Raw genomic sequence first — 15904 nt, forward strand, 5'->3', positions numbered from 1 at the left:
TGGCCGCCGGCGAAGGCCGCCGCGGCCATGCGGCGCTGGCCGGAGCCGTGACCTTGGCCGATGCCGGCGAGCGCGTGCGGCCGCTGCCGGCCCACGGCCTGGCGCGCAGCCTGCTGCGCGAGGTGGACAAAGAGATCGCGCTGTCGGCCGCCGACGCGCCGCGCGACGCCTTGCAGGCGCGCGCCGCGTTCCGGCTGAAGCAGGCTCAGAGCGCGCGCGCCCGTTCGCTGGCGCGCGGCGTCGGCTTGCTGGCCACCATAGGCGCGGTGGCGCCCTTCGTCGGCCTGTTCGGCACCGTGTGGGGCATCATGCGGAGCTTCGCCGGCATCGCCGCCAGCGGCAACACCAGCCTGGCCAGCGTCGCGCCCGGCATTGCCGAGGCGTTGCTGGCCACCGCAGTCGGCCTGGTGGCCGCGATTCCGGCGGTGGTGATCTACAACCTGTTCAGCCGCTGGCTGCAAGGCCACAAGGGGCTACAGCAGCAGGTGGCCGGCCAGTTGCTGCTGCTGCTCAGCCGCGAGCTGGACGCGCGCGCGGCGATGGGCTGAGCGATGGGCGGTTTTCCTTCCGGCAACGGCGACGATCTGGCCGAATTGTCCGAAATCAACGTCACGCCCTTCATCGACGTGATGCTGGTGTTGCTGATCATTTTCATGGTGGCCGCACCCTTGTCCAGCGTCGACCAGCGGATCGAGCTGCCGGCCTCCAGCGCCAAGCCGGCGCCGCGGCCGGACAAGCCGCTGATCATCACCTTGCAGCCGGACCGCAGCCTGCTGCTGGGCGACAAGCCGGCGCCGCTGGCGCGTTTGGGCGAAGTCGTCGATGCCGCCACCAGCGGCCGCCGCGACACCCCGCTGTTTTTCCAGGCCGATCGCGCCGCCGCTTACGAAGACGTGATGGCGGTGATGGATGCCTTGCGCGCCGCCGGCTACCTGCAAGTGGGCCTGGTGGGTAAGGAGGCCGGCTGATGGCCGAGGCCGAGCGCAAGCCGAGGCCCGTCGTCGGCTGGGGCGGCGGCGCCTTGCTGTTGGCTCTCGCGCCGCTGCTGTGGGCGTGGATCAGCCTGCCTGCCGGGGCGAGGCCGAGCCGCCGAGCGCCCTGCCCGCGGTGGTGCAGTTGGTGGCTCTGCAGGCGCGCGCGCCGACGCCGGAGACGGACCAGCCGGTGGCGCAACAGCGGCAGATGGCCAGCGCCGCGTCCCGCGCCCGCGCCGGAGAGCGCGCGCCGGTGAAGCTGGCGCGCAATGACGAGGCCAGGCAGAGCGTGGCCTTGCAGGCGCGGCGCGGCGGCGCGCCCGGCGAAGCCGATGCCGACAGCGCCAGCCGGGCGGCCAGGAGCGCCGAATCGGCGTCGTCGGCCAAGGCCCCGCAGCGCGCCGACGACACCGCCGCCGCGCAGAACAGCGACGGCAACGCCCGCAACGCCGATTGGGAGGGGCGGGTGCTGGGCCACCTCGCCGGGCACAAGCGCTATCCGGAAGATGCAATCAGCCGCCGCCGCGGCGGCGTCGCCAAAGTCGATGTGACGCTGGACGCGGGGGGGTGGGTGAAGAGCGCCAGCCTGGAGGCCGGCAGCGGCACCCTGTCGCTGGACCGCGAGGCGCTGGCGGTGCTGCGCCGCGCCCAACCGCTGCCCGCGCCGCCGCAGGAGCGTCTCAACCGCGGCCAGATCCGCATTGTATTGCCCATCCATTTTGACCTGAACCAGGCCGGCTGACCGGCCGCCGCGAGCGACGATGAACCCTATTCTTTCCTTTGCCGCATTGGCGGGCTTCTGCCTGTGCGCCGCGTTGGCGCGCGCCGACGCGCCGCCCCGGGCCGAAACCCGGCCGCAGACCTTGAGCGCCCACGGCGACGCGCGCGTCGATCCCTACGCCTGGCTGCGCGATGACAGCCGCAGCCGGCCGGAGGTGCTGGCGCATCTGCAAGCGGAGAACCGCTACGCCGAGACGCTGCTGGCCGGCCAGCAGCCGCTGCGCGACAAACTGCTGGCGGAGATGCAGGCGCGCGGCGCCGGCGGCGAGGCCTCGCTTCCTTATCGGGAAAATGGCTGGGAATACCGTGAACGCTATCCTGAGGGCGCGCAGCAGCCGGTGTACGAGCGCCGGCCGGCTGCCGGCGGCGAATGGCGGATGGTGCTGGACGCCGCCGAGCGGGCCAAGGGCAAGCGCTACTACCGGCTGGGCGGCTGGCAGCTGTCGCCGGACGGGCGCCACCTGGCGGTGGCCGAGGACGTCCGCGGCGACGGCACGCAACAGCTGGCGCTACGCGATCTGGCCAGCGGCGAGTGGCTGCCGTTTGGCGACGGCAAGGCCGGAACCGAGATGGTCTGGTCCGCCGACGGCCGCGCGCTGTGGTATGTCGGCGTGGATCCGGACACCTACCGCCCCAGCCGCGTCTACCGCCATGCGCTGGGCGGCAAGGATGACGCGCTGGTGTTCGAGGAGAAGGACGAGGCCTACACCGTCAGCCTGTCTTCCAGCGCCTCGCGCCGTTACGCGCTGATCGCCGTCGCCGGCAGCGACAGCAGCGAGGCCTGGCTGCTGGACGCGCGGGACGCCGACGCGCCGGCCAGGCTGTTCGCCGCGCGTCGGCCTGGGCGCGAATACTATCTGGACCACTATCGCGGCGCGTTCTACCTGCGCGCCAATCCGGACCCGGCCGGTTTCGGTCTCTACCGCAGCGCCGCGCCAGGCGGCGATTGGCAAGCGCTGATCGCGCCCGGCGCCGACAGCGAGGTGGAAAGCTTTCTGTTGCTGAAGCGCCATCTGATCGTCAAGGAGCGGCATGACGGCCTGAGCCGGGTGCGCGCGATCGCCTGGCAGGGCGGCGCGAGCCGGACGCTGCCGCTGCCGGACCCGGCTTACCGCGTCTGGTTCGACCGCAATCCGGACCCGGACAGCGGGCGGTTGCGCTACCGCTACTCGTCGTTGACCACGCCGACCTCCACTTGGGAATGGAATCTCGCCAACGGCCGGACCCGCGCCTTGTGGCAACCCAGGCTGGCCGGCTACCGCGCCGCCGACTACCGCAGCGAGCGGCTGTGGATACGCGCCCGCGACGGCGAGCGGGTGCCGGTGTCGCTGGTCTACCGCCGGGGCTTGTTGGCCAAGGGCGGCAATCCGCTGCTGCTGTACGGCTACGGCGCTTACGGCATGAGCATGGACGCCGCCTTCAGCGCGCCGCGCGTCAGCCTGCTGGATCGCGGCTTCGTGTTCGCCATCGCCCACGTGCGCGGCGGCGGCGAGCTGGGCCGGCGCTGGCACGAGGCCGGCCGGCTGGCCAACAAGCAGAACAGCTTCAACGACTTCATCGACGCGGCCCACGAGCTGGCGCGGCGGGGCTACGCCAGGTCCGATCAGTTGTACGCGATGGGCGGCAGCGCCGGCGGCCTGCTGATCGGCGCGGCCTTGAACCAGGCGCCGGGCCTGTTCCGCGGCGCGGTGGCCCAGGTGCCCTTCGTCGACGCGCTGTCCAGCATGCAAGACCCGTCCTTGCCGCTGACGGTGGGCGAGTACGGCGAATGGGGCAATCCGGCCGATGCCGACGCTTATCGCCGCTTGCGCGGCTGCAGTCCGGTCGATAACGTCGGCGCCGGGCCGTATCCGCATTTGTTGGTCACCGCCGGCCTCCACGACCGCCAGGTGCCGTACTGGGAGCCGGCCAAGTGGGTGGCGCGGCTGCGCGAGCGGCAATGGCCGGGCCAGCGGCTGGCGCTGATCACCGAGATGGAGGCCGGCCACCGGGGCCAGTCCGGACGCGTGTCCCGGCTGGCGGCCAATGCCCGCGAATACGCCTTTTTGTTGACCCTGTCCGGCTGGCGGGAACCGTGAGCCTTGCCTTACCCCGCCGCCGCCGGGGCGGGCAGCCCCGCATGATCCTTATCCCCACGCCTCTCTCCTGTTTCGTGCTGTCCGAACGCGCGCGCCCCTGGCAGGGCGGCTCGGACAGCGATCACTTTGGAGAGTCAGACAGTGAACAAAAAAATGATGGCGCATTGGGTGAGCGCCGCGATGGCGGTAGGCGGGCAATCGGCGCTGGCGGCCGACGCGGCGCAGGCCGACGGCAAGGTGGAGTTCCGGCCGCTGGTGGTCAGCGGCAGCGCGGCGGGCGGCGCGGAGGCTGACGGCGACCGCGCCGAGAAGCGCGCGCTGGAGAAGCCGGGCGCGTTCAGCAGCCGCGGCGAGAACACCCGTTCCGAGTCTTTGGACGCCGTGCTGCGCGGCATGCCCGGCGTGTACACCCAGATCGACCCCAACCAGGGCGCGGTCAGCGTCAATATCCGCGGCATGAGCGGCCTGGGCCGGGTCAACACCATGATAGACGGCGTCAGCCAGAACTACTTCGGCAGCGCGCCGTCGGAGCTGGCCCACGGCGGGGTGCCGACCAGCTCCTTCGGCGCGCTGATCGATCCCAACTTCATCGTCGGCGTGGATGTGGAGCGCGGCGGCTCGGCCGGTGGCAACGGCATCAACGCGCTGGCCGGCAGCGCCAACTTCCGCACCCTGGGCGTGGACGACGTGCTGCGCGAAGGCAAGCGCTACGGCGCGCGCGCCAAGTACATGGCCGGCAACAACGGCCTGGGCCGCAGCGGCATGGTGGCCGGCGCGACGCGCCAGCAACTGGGCGATTGGGGCGAATTCGGCCTGGCCGGCGCGATCAGCAGCAGCTCCAGCAGCGGCGCCTACCGCAACGGCTCCGGCGTCGACAGCGCCGAGTTCGGCTTCGGCGGCGACCAGAGCTTCAGCCAGAATCCGCAATCGCAGCTGTTCAAGGCCGAATGGCGGCCCAACGCCCGCCACTTCGCCGAGCTGTCGGCGCGGCGCTATCGCAACCACTTCACCAAGCGCGACATCCAGAGCGACGACTACGCGCTGAAGTACCGCTACACGCCGCTGTCGGAATGGGTGGACCTGACGGCGCTGGCCAGCCACGGCAAGGGCAAGCAGAGCTATATGCCGGGCGCGCTGATCAACTTCACCAATACCAGCACCGAGAACGTCAACGACAGCCTGAGCGTGGACAACGCCAGCCGCTTCGACCTGTGGGGCGGCGACGCCACGCTACGGACCGGCGCCAAATGGCAGCGCAACCGCTTCGTGCGCAATGTGTTCAGCGACATCGACGATCCGGAAACCGCGCAGCAGGCGATAGAGAACAACCCGTTCGCGCCGGCCGGCAAGCAGGAAATGCGCTCGCTGTTCGCCAGCCTGGACTACCGCTACGGCATCTTCAACGTGGTCGGCGGCTTCAACTACACCCGCTTCGAGCTGGGCGGCCACAAGCCCGCTTGCCGCGACGACCTGCGCTGCTTCCCGCAGGGCGCGGCCGACATCAGCCTCAAGGAGCGCTATTTCGATCCGTCGCTGCTGATCTCGGCCGAGGTGGCGCCGTGGTTCCAGCCTTTCGCCAGCGCGGCGCGCACCTCGCGCGGGCCGAACCCGCAGGAAGTGTTCTTCGCCAACTCCGGCGCCGATTCGATGAACCCCTTCCTCAAGGGCGAGCGCGCCGACACCGTGCAGTTGGGCTTCAACTCGATGTTCCATGGCCTGCTGGGGCGCGACGACACGCTGCGGCTGAAACTGTTGGGCTACCGCTCCAAGATCGACGGCTACATCAGCAGCACGGCGTTCCGCATCTGCAAGGGCGGCGCGCGCTGCAGCTACGCCGACGTCAACACCGGCAGGGCGGAGGAGGCCGAGATCAGCGACACCATGTACGTCTACACCAACTCGGTGGCGCCGGTGCGCACCCGCGGCTGGGAGCTGGAGGCCAACTACGACGGCGGCTTCGTCTACGCGCGGCTGTCGTACAGCCGCGAGCGCACCAGCCAGCCGCCGTCCATCGCCGCCGCCAACTTCAATTTCGGCGACATCACCGAGCTGCCGTCCAGCTATTACTCGCTGGATGTCGGCGCGCGGCTGCTGGAGCGCAAGCTGGAGCTGGGGGCGATCTTCCGCAAGGACGGCGAGAGCTACCGCATCAACGTCGACCGCAACGCGGACGACATCACCGGCGACGTGGAGAAGGAACAGCAGAACCCGACGCCGACGCTGATCGACCTGTACGCCAACTACAAGCTGAACAAGCAGCTGACCTTGCGCGCCGGCGTCAGCAATCTGACCAACCGCAGCTACTCGGCGCCGCTGAACGTGATGAACGCGATGCCGCTGCAATCCGCCGACTGGACGCCCAATGCCACCGGCCGCGGCCGCGCGTATTCGGCCACCGTGGAATGGCGCTACTGAGCATGTGCCGTTAGAGCTTGTTCACAGTCTCGCGTGCTAGGGCGAGGCAAGGCGAAAACGGCTGAAGAAGCGGAGTGTACATACGGTACTGAGCATTCTGAAACCGTACTCACTGTGCCACCCTTCACGACGCGCAGCAGACATTGAACAGGCTCTTAGCCCGGGCGCAAAAAAGCCGACTGCCTGGGCAGCCGGCTTTATTTTGCGTGGAGCAGGGAATCAGCCGCGCTGAACGGCGGGCTTGCCGGACGGCGCGTTGTCGCGCTCCATCTCTTCCACCAGCTTCGGATCGTGCTCGTCGCGCAGGTAGCGGGTGTACCAGCCGCTGTTGACGCCCCAGAAGTAGAAGCCCAGCGCGGCGGCGGCCACCACGGCCATGTCCGCGCCGTACGGCAGGATGCCGAGGCCGCCGAAATCGGTGCTGCCGATCCAGGACAGCAGCGCCATCGTCGGCAGGTAGAGCACCATCCACATCGCGCCCTTCAGCTCGCGGGAGAATTCCGGCCAGCCTGCCTTGGCCTGGTACCAGATGTAGACCGGCAGCGCGGCCACGATCAGGAACAGGATCTGGCCGGTCAGCGGCCAGCGCGCCCAGTACAGCACCAGCGAGGCGCAGACGAAGGCGAACGGCGCGACGATGCTCAGGCCGGAGAGGCGCAGCGGGCGCGGCAGGTCCGGCGCGCAGCGGCGCAGCGCGGCGGCGCTGATCGGGCCGGTCAGGTAGGAGATCACGGTCGCCACCGAGATCACCGCCGCCAGCGTGCCCCAGCCGCGGAAGAAGAACAGGAACACGAAGGACACCGCCAGGTTGAACCACATCGCCGGACGCGGAATGCGGTACAGCGGGTGGATGCGGCCGAAGATCTCCGGCATGGTGCCGTTGCGCTGCATGCCGTAGATCATCCGCGAGGTGGACGCCATATAGGTGGCGCCGGTGCCGCTGGGGCTGACGAAGGCGTCGAAATACAGGGTCATCATCAGCCAGTTCAGGCCCAGCGCCATCGCCAGCTGGGCGAACGGGGAGCTGAAGTCCAGGCCTTTCCAGCCGTGGGCCAGCTCGGACGGCGACAGCGCGCCGAGGAAGGCCACTTGCAGCGCGACGTAGATCACCGCGGCCAGGAGGATGGAGCCGACTACGCCGAAGGGCACGCTCTTGCCCGGATTGCGGGCCTCGCCGGCCAGGTTGATCGGGCTCTGGAAGCCGTTGAAGCTGAACACGATGCCGCTGGTGGCCACCGCCGTCATCACGCTGGCCCAGCCGAACGGCGCGAAGCCGCCCAGCGCCGGGTTGTTCAGGTTTTCCGAGTGGAAGCCGCTGTAGACCAGCGCGCCCACCGTCACCGCCGGCACGATCACCTTGAAGATGGTGATGGCGCTGTTGGCCTTGGCGAACAGCTTGACGCCCCAGTAATTGAGCAGGAAGTAGGCGACCACCAGCACGGCGGCGAAGGACAGGCCGACGGTGCTCAATTCGCCGTCGCGGTACAGGTTGTGGGCCCATTCGTAGGGCCAGGTGCTCATATACTGCACCGAGGCCTCGGCCTCGATCGGAATCACCGACACGATGGCGATCCAGTTGGCCCAGGCGGCGATGAAGCCGAGCAGCGAGCCGTGCGAGTAGCGGGCGTAGCGCACCATGCCGCCGGATTCCGGGAACATGGCGCCCAGTTCGGCGTAGCTCAGCGCGATGGAAAGAATGATCACCATGCCGACGATCCAGGCGACGATGGCGGCCGGGCCGGCGATCTGCGCGGCGTGGGCGGCGCCGAACAGCCAGCCGGAACCGATGATGGAGCCAAGACCGGTCAGCATCAGCGCGATCGGGCCGATGTGGCGGGAATGTTGTTGTTGCAAGGGCGAATCTCCTGTCATTTGAACGATGACGGGCAACAGCTGTCCCGAAGCGGCGCGCGCGCGCCGGACATATCCGGGGGAAGTTGCCCACATAGCCGGGTGGGCCCGGTCTTATGTAAATCGCGCCTGCCGGGCAGGCGGACCGCGTCGGCGAGAACGCCCAAGCGGTCTAGGGGATGTCGAAGCAGCCGGTTTCGGCTTGGCGTGGAGGAAATCATGATGTTGCATCCGTACTTGGCCGCAACGCCGAATCTTGTCCGACACGCCGACCCGAATTTCGGGTGCGCGGATTGTAACGTAATGTGAACAATTTTTGTTGCTTGAGTTATATGTCTTGAAATCTTTATGTCATGAATCCTAGTTAGGATGAGGGCCCCGAAGTTCTGCGCAGCGCCCGCCATGTCCCTGATCAAACGCCTGTGGCTGACCATCGCCTTCACCCTCGCCAGCCTGGCGCTGGCGATGGCGCTGACCGGCCAGCAGCTGTATTCCTTCACCCGCCACGTCGACAACTACAACCGCCTGCAGCAGCTAGCGGCCAATCTGCAACAGCTTAAGGCCGTATCGCTGTCGTTTTCCCGCGCCGATCCTTTGTTGCCGGAAACCGCCGAGCGGCTGAAACAGGCCGAGCGGCAGGTGGCCGGCCTTCGGCGCGACATCTATGACGCCTTGCCGGCGGCCGACTCCGGCGCGTTCGACGGCGCGCTGCGCGGCCATTGGCAGGCTTACGCCGCCAACCTGGGCAGCGCCATCCGCATCACCGAGACCGCGCCGCAGGACGCGCTATCGATTCCGGAGCAGGCCTACCAGAACGATCTGGCGCCGCTGGTCGCGCAGATCGATGCTCAATTGAAGAAGCGCGACGGCGAGCTGGCCGAGGAAAAAGCCGGCCTGGCCGCGGCGCTGTCGCGGCTGGCGCCGCTGATCCTGGGGCCGCTGGCCTTGGCCAGCGCGCTGGTGGTGCTGATCCAGCTGACGCTGGCGCGCCGGCTGCGCCGCCAACTGGCGGCGATGGCCCAGGCCGCCGACGCGCTGGGCGAAGGCAATCTGGCCGCGCGCCTGCCCGATCGCGGCGGCGACGAGCTGGCGCACGCGGCGTCGCGGATCAACCGCTTTCTCGACCACCTGGCGGGGCTGCTGGACGAGGTGCGCCGCCACGCCGGGGCCAACCAGGACGACAGCCGTAGGCTGCAGCTGCTGACGCGGCAGAGCGCCGACGCCAGCCGGCAGCAGACGCAGAAAAGCCAGCTCAGCAACGAGGCGGCGGCCGAGATCGCCGGCCATGCCGACCAGGTGGGGCTGCATATCGAGGCGGCGCTGGATTGCGCGCGCGGCGCGGCGGCGGCCACCGCCCAGGCGCGCCGCCAGGGCGAGCACAACGCCGCGACGATGGGCCTGCTGACCGAGCGTATCGCCACCGCCAACCTGGAAATGCAGACGCTGGGCCAGGCGCTGTCGGCGATCGGACAGATCAGCGCGCTGATCCGCGATGTGGCCGAGCAGACCAATCTGCTGGCCTTGAACGCGGCGATCGAGGCGGCGCGGGCCGGCGAGGCCGGTCGCGGCTTCTCGGTGGTGGCCGACGAGGTGAGGAAACTGTCCGAGCGCACCGCTTCGGCCACCAGCGGCATTTTCGACAGCCTGCGGCAGATGGAGCAGGCCAAGGGCGCGCTGGGCGAGGCCGTCGCCGCGGCCGGCAGGGCCGGACGGGACGGCCAGGACGCCCAACTGGCGCTGGATGGGGCGCTGGCCGCGGTGGACGGGGCCTTGGCCGGGCTGGGCGGCTTGATGGCCGACATCGGCGCGGCGGGCGAGGGGCAGACCCAGGCCGGCGGCAATATCCGCCAGCATGGTCATGAGCTGGCCAGCCTGGCCTTGCACATCGAGCAGCAGATGCGCGAGGCCGAGCCATTGATGGAGCAGCTGGCGGAGTCCGCCGGCGGACTCAACCAGGCGCTGGCCTGGTTCAGGCTGGAGGCGCCGGCGGCCGGCGAGCCGCTGCGGACGGAGATGCCGCGCGGGCGGCTTGCGCCGGCTTAGCGGCGGCCGGGGAAGGCGGCCGGCTGCGGCTTGCGGCGCACCACCACGGTGCGGGCCAGCTTGTCGTGCCAGCCCTGCTTGCGGGCGTCTATGCCCACCCACACGATGCCCAGGCCGAGCGGGATGATGGAGACGAAGTAGCCGAGGTAGCGCAGCGCCGCCTGGCCGGGCGTCAGCGGCGCGCCGGTGTCGGCGTCCACCACCCGCGCGCCCAGCATCATCTTGCCCGGCGTAGCGCTCTTGTAGATCCAGAACAGGATGACGGCGAGGGCCGGCAGCAGGTAATTGATCAGGAGTTCCGCCAGCGAGCCGAGGCCGCTAAGTTCGGCCAGGTCCGGCATGCCGCCGACGGACGCCGCCTCGCGTCCTGCCAGCAGCCACAGCAGCGGCGCCGACACGATCAACAGCAGGATGGTGTCGACCAGGCTCGCCAGCACCCTGGCCCAGAAGCCGACGTATTCCAGTTCTTCTTCATGGATTTGCGGCGAATCCGCCATCGCTCAATCCTCCAGATTGACCTTGTGTTTGTCGGCCACGCGCAAGTAATGCTCGGCCGAATACTTGAAGTAGGCCAGTTCCTTGTCGGTCAGCGGCCGCGCCTGCTTCACCGGGTTGCCCAGGTACAGATAGCCGGACTCCAGGCGTTTGCCCGGCGGCACCAGGCTGCCGGCGCCGACCAGCACCCGGTCCTCGATCACCACGCGATCGAGCACGATGCTGCCGATGCCGATCAGCACCTCGTCGCCTATGGTGCAGCCGTGCAGCGTCGCGTGGTGGCCGATGGTGACGTGGCGGCCGATGATCAGCGGCGCGCCTTCCGGATCGGCGGCGCTCCTGTGGCTGACGTGCAGCATCGCGAAATCCTGCACATTGCTGTTCTCGCCGACGTGGATGCGGTTGACGTCGCCGCGGATCACCGCGCACGGCCAGACCGAGGCGCCGGCGTCCAGCTTCACCTCGCCGATGACGACGGCCGCCGGGTCGATGTAACAGCCGTCGGCGATCTCCGGGTGATGGCCGTCGTACTGGCGGATATTGCTTTTCATCGTTTCGTCCTTATCTCAGCGGTAGTGCATTGTGCCGGCCCCGCGCGCCGGCGCGCAAATTCCCTTATCATAATCGACCCGCCCCGACAGGATGTTGAAGCCATGAGCCAGAACCCCTTACTTGATTTCTCCGACCTGCCGCGCTTCGACGCCATCAAGCCGGAGCACATCACCCCGGCCCTAGACGTATTGCTGGCCGACGCCCGCGCCGCGATAGACGCGGTGGTCGCCGCCGGCGGCGACAACTGGGACGCGGTGGTGGAGCCGCTGACCGACGCCACCGAGAAACTGGGCCGCGCCTGGGGCGTGGTCGGCCATCTGAACGGCGTGGTGGGCAACACCGAGGGCCTGCGCGAGGCGTACAACGCCGAAATCCCGCGCATCTCCGCCTTCTTCACCGAGCTGGGGCAAAACCTGGACCTGTTTGCCCGCTTCAAGGCGGTGGCGGCCAATCCCGAATTCGCCGCCGCCAGCGCCGCGCAGAAGAAAGTGATCGAAAACGACCTGCGCGACTTCCGCCTGGCCGGCGCCGAGTTGCCGGACGCGCAGAAGGCGCGCTTCGCCGAGCTGTCCAGCCGCCTGGCCGAGCTGTCCAACCAGTTCTCGCAGCATGTGATGGACGCCACCGACGGCTTCAGCCTGTACATCGACGACGCTGCCGAGCTGGCCGGCATTCCCGAGGACACGCTGGCCATGTACGCCGCGATGGCCGAGGCCGACGGCCAGCCGGGCAAATACAAGCTGGGCCTGCAGTTCCCGCTGCTGTTCCCGGTGCTGCAATACGCCGACAACCGCGCCTTGCGCGAAAAACTGTACGAGGCCAACGCCAAGCGCGCGTCGGAATTCGGCCCGGCCGAGCAGGACAACGGCCCGCTGATCCGCGAAAAGCTGAAGCTGGCCGCCGAAGAGGCGCAGCTGCTGGGCTTCGCCGACTACGCCGAGCTGTCGCTGTACACCAAGATGGCGGAAAGCCCGAAGCAGGTGATAGCCTTCCTGCGCGACCTGGCCCGCCGCGCCAAGCCTTACGCCGAGCAGGACCGCGCCGAGCTGGAGGCCTTCGCCCGCGACGAGCTGGGCCTGGACGCGCTGCAGGCCTGGGACATCAGCTACGCCAGCGAAAAGCTGCGCGTCGCCCGCTACGCCTTCTCCGAGCACGAAGTGAAGCAGTACTTCCCCGAGCCCAAGGTGCTGCAAGGCCTGTTCGGCGTGGTCGGCACCCTGTACGGCGTGCGCTTCGCCGAGCGCCAGGTCGCCGCCTGGCACCCGGACGTGCGCTACTTCGAGATCTTCCAGGGCGACACCCTGCTGGGCGGTTTCTATCTCGATCTCTACGCCCGCGACGGCAAGCGCCCGGGCGCGTGGATGGACGATGTGCGCGGGCGCCGCCGCAAGGGCGGAGAGGTGCAGACCCCGGTGGCCTACCTGGTGTGCAACTTCAGCCGCCCGGTGGGCGACAAGCCGGCCTACTTCACCCACGACGAGGTGATCACGCTGTTCCACGAGTGCGGCCATGGCCTGCACCACCTGCTGACCCGCATCGAGGTGGCCGGCGTGGCCGGCATCAGCGGCGTGGAGTGGGATGCCGTCGAGCTGCCCAGCCAGTTCATGGAAAACTTCTGCTGGGAGTGGGACGTGCTGCAGGGCATGACCGCGCACAGCGAAAGCGGCCAGCCGCTGCCGCGCGAGCTGTACGACAAGATGATCGCGGCCAAGAACTTCCAGTCCGGCATGCAGATGGTGCGCCAGCTGGAGTTTTCCTTGTTCGACATGCAGCTGTACACCGCCGGCAATCCCGACAGCGTGGACTGGCTGGCGCTGCTGGAGCAGGTGCGCGACGAGGTGGCGGTCAACCGCCCGCCGGCCTACAACCGCTTCCCCAACAGCTTCAGCCACATTTTCGGCGGCGGCTACGCGGCGGGCTACTACAGCTACAAGTGGGCGGAAGTGCTGTCGGCCGACGCCTACGCCGCGTTCGAGGAGGCCGGCGGCGCCAATCCGCAGGTGGGCCGCCAGTTCTGGGACGAGATCCTGGCCGTCGGCGGCAGCCGCCCGGCGCTGGAATCGTTCCGCGCCTTCCGCGGCCGCGACCCCGAAATCGACGCGTTGCTGCGCCATTCCGGCATGGCGCCGGAGGCGGCGTAAAAAAAATTGAAACTTTAGGAACTCGCCTGGAATAGTCCGGCTCTAATCTTTTGCTCAGGGTTGTCTTCCGGAGCAGCAAGCGAGCCAGACGCGTATCAGGGGTAGTGATATAGTGTCTATTGACGCCTCCGCCGACTGCGGAGGCGCTTTTTTTTGCCTTGCCGGTGGCGAGGCGCGAAAATCCCTCAACAGCCGGGCCGGCTGCTGCTATGGTGTCGGCCTTCATCCTTTCCCATTCTGGAGTTCTCGCCGATGCGTTTTGCCACCTGGAACGTCAATTCCCTGAAAGTCCGCTTGCCGCAGGTGCTGCAGTGGCTGGCCGACACCGGCGTCGAAGTGCTGTGCCTGCAGGAACTGAAGATGGACCAGGACGTCTTCCCGCTGGCGGAGATCGAGGCCGCGGGCTACCGCGCGGCCTGGTTCGGCCAGAAGACCTACAACGGCGTCGCCATCCTGGTCCGCGCGCCGCTGGAGATGACGGACGTGGTCGCCGGCATTCCCGGCTACGGCGACGAGCAGCGCCGGGTGATCGCCGCCACCGTGAACGGCGTGCGGGTGATTTGCGGCTATTTCGTCAACGGCGAGGCGGTGGATTCGCCCAAGTACCCGTACAAGCTTGAATGGCTGTCCAAGCTGGAAGGCTATGTCGCCGCCGAGCTGGCCAAGCATCCGAACCTACTGCTCCTGGGCGATTACAACATCGCTCCGGAAGACCGCGACGTCTACGATCCGGAGGGCTGGCGCGAGCAGGTGCTGTGCAGCACGCCTGAGCGCGACGCCTTCCGCCGCCTGATCGCGCTGGGCCTGTCCGACAGCTTCCGCCTGTTCAACCAGGAGGATAAGCAGTACAGCTGGTGGGATTACCGCCAGATGATGTTCCGCCGCAACAAAGGCGTGCGCATCGACCACATCCTGGTCAGCGACGCGCTCAAGCCCCGCGCGCAGGTCTGCGAGATCGACAAGGCGCCGCGCAAGTGGGAGCGCCCGTCCGACCACACCCCGGTGGTGCTGACGCTGGCCGATTGAGCGGCCAGTTTCGCCAGCCAGACGGCCCGGCCTTGAGCCGGGCCGTTCGCTTTGGCGTGCCGATGAGGTTGCCGCGGGACGGAGTCAGCGCTTATAACGACGTTGGAATATGCCTTCCGCGTGGCCGGGCCAAGGTTTGGCCTGGCTCAAGCCGAGGGGAAAAGACGCTTGTTAAGCTGGTTCCATCGCTGATAACCGGTAACCCACCATGACCACACTGAACACGCGCGCAAGCGCTGGCGACCCCTACTACCAGGACGTCCCGGACTACATGACCGAGGTCTACGACTGGGCCTACGTCAACCCGCGCAAGGCAAGGATGCTGGACCACAAACTGGTGGTGCGCACGTTGCTGTTCGGCAACGACCAGCGCCTGATGCGCGCCTATCTCGATGAAATCCGGCCCGGGGAGCGGGTGTGGCAGGTCGCCCACGTCTACGGCGACCTGGTGCAGCGCGCGGCGGCGCGGGTGGGCGAGAGCGGCCGCTTCACGCTGACCGACGTCACGCCCATCCAGGTGGAGCTGGCCGAGGGCAAGCTGGCCGGCGTGCCGCAGGCCGAAGTGGTGCGCGCCGACGCGGCCCGCTTCCAGGCCGAGCAGCGGCCAGACCTGGCATGCAGCTTCTTTCTGCTGCACGAGGTGCCGGAAGGGATGAAATCGGCCATCGTCGACAATATGCTGGCCCAAGTGGCGCCGGGCGGGCGGGCGATGTTCGTCGATTACCACCGCCCCCGTCCGTGGCAGCCGATAGGCTGGCTGCTCAAATGGGTGAACCGCGCGCTGGAGCCGTTCGCCGAGGCACTGTGGAACAAGGAGATCGCCGCCTACGCGCGCGAGGCGGAGCGGTTCGACTGGCGCAAGCGCACGGTGTTCGGCGGCGTGTACCAGATCGTGATCGCGCAACGGCGCGATTGAGCCCGGCGCGCAAGGCATGGCAAGGGGGCGCAACGCGGGATCAGCGGTTTTGTCCCTTGTACGTCGCGTTACATGGCCTTACAAGGTGCTAACAGACGGGTGGAAGGGGCGGGACTAGGATACGTCTCAAGGAAACACCAAACACGGTGCCTTGCGGAGGTGGAAGCCTCCGTTACCGACCTGGAGATGAAATCATGAAAAAGCTGACCCTTCTTGCCCTGTCCGCCGTATTCGGCCTGAGCTCCGCCGCAGGTTTCGCCGCACAGGTCGTTCCGGCTTCCGCTCCCGCCGCCAAGGCAGCCCCGGCCGCCAAGAAGGCCGAGAAAAAGACCCCGGCCAAGATCCACCACGCCAAGAAAGGCGAAAAGGTAGGCGCTTCCGCGCCGCAGAAGGCTCAAGCCGCCAAGGCCGAAGCTTCCGCTCCGGCGAAGAAGGCCGCCCACAAGCACGCCAAGAAGCACGCCGCCAAGAAGGAAGCTTCCGCGCAGAAGGCCCAGGCCGCCAAGTCCGACGCTTCGGCTCCGGCCAAGAAGGCCCACAAGACCCACGCCAAGAAGCACGCCGCCAAGAAGGAAGCTTCCGCGCAGAAGGCCCAGGCCGCCAAGTCCGACGCTTCGGCCCCGGCCAAGAAGG

The 15904-nt window shown here is 68.3% G+C and carries 13 protein-coding genes; 10 read left to right on the forward strand and 3 right to left on the reverse strand.

From position 1 onward, the window contains the following. The 5 genes from VL52_RS21065 to VL52_RS21085 form a co-directional block, all read left to right on the forward strand. Positions 1–548, forward strand: a 548-nt coding sequence (locus VL52_RS21065; protein ID WP_046158891.1) for a MotA/TolQ/ExbB proton channel family protein, incomplete at its 5' end; no start/stop codon positions are given. 3 nt (positions 549–551) lie between these two features. After that, the gene (gene exbD / locus VL52_RS21070) at positions 552–968 is read left to right on the forward strand and encodes a TonB system transport protein ExbD (protein ID WP_046158892.1); all 417 of its coding nucleotides are present in this window, start codon (positions 552–554) and stop codon (positions 966–968) included. An 85-nt stretch (positions 969–1053) separates the two neighbouring features. Next, a complete protein-coding gene (locus VL52_RS21075; RefSeq protein ID WP_144410361.1) occupies positions 1054–1716 on the forward strand; it encodes an energy transducer TonB family protein in 663 nt (220 codons plus the stop codon). A 19-nt stretch (positions 1717–1735) separates the two neighbouring features. Next, positions 1736–3832, forward strand: coding sequence for a S9 family peptidase (locus tag VL52_RS21080; protein WP_046158893.1), 2097 nt, complete (start codon positions 1736–1738; stop codon positions 3830–3832). Positions 3833–3973: 141 nt separating this feature from the next. After that, positions 3974–6247, forward strand: coding sequence for a TonB-dependent receptor domain-containing protein (locus VL52_RS21085; RefSeq protein ID WP_052729450.1), 2274 nt, complete (start codon positions 3974–3976; stop codon positions 6245–6247). Positions 6248–6466: 219 nt separating this feature from the next. Here the strand turns inward: VL52_RS21085 and VL52_RS21090 are convergent, their stop codons facing one another. Continuing rightward, the gene (locus VL52_RS21090) at positions 6467–8101 is read right to left on the reverse strand and encodes an APC family permease (protein ID WP_046158894.1); all 1635 of its coding nucleotides are present in this window, start codon (positions 8099–8101) and stop codon (positions 6467–6469) included. Positions 8102–8500: 399 nt separating this feature from the next. Here VL52_RS21090 and VL52_RS21095 point away from each other — a divergent pair, with 399 nt between their 5' ends. Further along, entirely contained in the window at positions 8501–10141 is a 1641-nt protein-coding gene (locus VL52_RS21095; protein ID WP_046158895.1) for a methyl-accepting chemotaxis protein, read from the forward strand. On the opposite strand, the gene VL52_RS21100 is transcribed toward VL52_RS21095, so the two are convergent. Both VL52_RS21100 and VL52_RS21105 read right to left on the reverse strand, forming a co-directional pair. Then, positions 10138–10638: an RDD family protein gene (locus VL52_RS21100; protein ID WP_082113875.1), complete on the reverse strand. Its 501-nt coding sequence runs from the start codon at positions 10636–10638 to the stop codon at positions 10138–10140. The two genes, VL52_RS21095 and VL52_RS21100, sit on opposite strands and share 4 nt — an antisense overlap. A gap of 3 nt (positions 10639–10641) precedes the next feature. Continuing rightward, a complete protein-coding gene (locus VL52_RS21105; RefSeq protein WP_046158896.1) occupies positions 10642–11187 on the reverse strand; it encodes a gamma carbonic anhydrase family protein in 546 nt (181 codons plus the stop codon). A gap of 102 nt (positions 11188–11289) precedes the next feature. Between VL52_RS21105 and VL52_RS21110 the strand changes: the two genes are divergently transcribed. The 4 genes from VL52_RS21110 to VL52_RS21125 form a co-directional block, all read left to right on the forward strand. Then, positions 11290–13329 carry a M3 family metallopeptidase gene (locus tag VL52_RS21110; RefSeq protein ID WP_046158897.1) on the forward strand — a complete coding sequence of 680 codons (2040 nt, stop codon included), beginning with the start codon at positions 11290–11292 and terminating at the stop codon, positions 13327–13329. 252 nt (positions 13330–13581) lie between these two features. After that, positions 13582–14355 carry an exodeoxyribonuclease III gene (xth, locus tag VL52_RS21115; RefSeq protein WP_046158898.1) on the forward strand — a complete coding sequence of 258 codons (774 nt, stop codon included), beginning with the start codon at positions 13582–13584 and terminating at the stop codon, positions 14353–14355. A gap of 208 nt (positions 14356–14563) precedes the next feature. Further along, positions 14564–15271, forward strand: a complete 708-nt coding sequence (rquA, locus tag VL52_RS21120) for a rhodoquinone biosynthesis methyltransferase RquA (protein WP_046158899.1) — start codon at positions 14564–14566, stop codon at positions 15269–15271. Between the two features lie 194 nt (positions 15272–15465). After that, the coding region (locus VL52_RS21125; RefSeq protein WP_046158900.1) for a hypothetical protein at positions 15466–15904 on the forward strand (439 nt) is incomplete at its 3' end.

Source organism: Chromobacterium vaccinii, from assembly GCF_000971335.1.
Lineage (GTDB): Bacteria > Pseudomonadota > Gammaproteobacteria > Burkholderiales > Chromobacteriaceae > Chromobacterium > Chromobacterium vaccinii.

Bases quoted from the DNA above. Each gene is read 5' to 3' on its own strand.
- VL52_RS21100 (WP_082113875.1), bottom strand. From the start codon at position 10,638: ATGGCGGATTCGCCGCAAATCCATGAAGAAGAACTGGAATACGTCGGC.
- VL52_RS21095 (WP_046158895.1), top strand. From the start codon at position 8,501: ATGTCCCTGATCAAACGCCTGTGGCTGACCATCGCCTTCACCCTCGCC.
- exbD (WP_046158892.1), top strand. From the start codon at position 552: ATGGGCGGTTTTCCTTCCGGCAACGGCGACGATCTGGCCGAATTGTCC.
- xth (WP_046158898.1), top strand. From the start codon at position 13,582: ATGCGTTTTGCCACCTGGAACGTCAATTCCCTGAAAGTCCGCTTGCCG.
- VL52_RS21080 (WP_046158893.1), top strand. From the start codon at position 1,736: ATGAACCCTATTCTTTCCTTTGCCGCATTGGCGGGCTTCTGCCTGTGC.
- rquA (WP_046158899.1), top strand. From the start codon at position 14,564: ATGACCACACTGAACACGCGCGCAAGCGCTGGCGACCCCTACTACCAG.
- VL52_RS21105 (WP_046158896.1), bottom strand. From the start codon at position 11,187: ATGAAAAGCAATATCCGCCAGTACGACGGCCATCACCCGGAGATCGCC.
- VL52_RS21110 (WP_046158897.1), top strand. From the start codon at position 11,290: ATGAGCCAGAACCCCTTACTTGATTTCTCCGACCTGCCGCGCTTCGAC.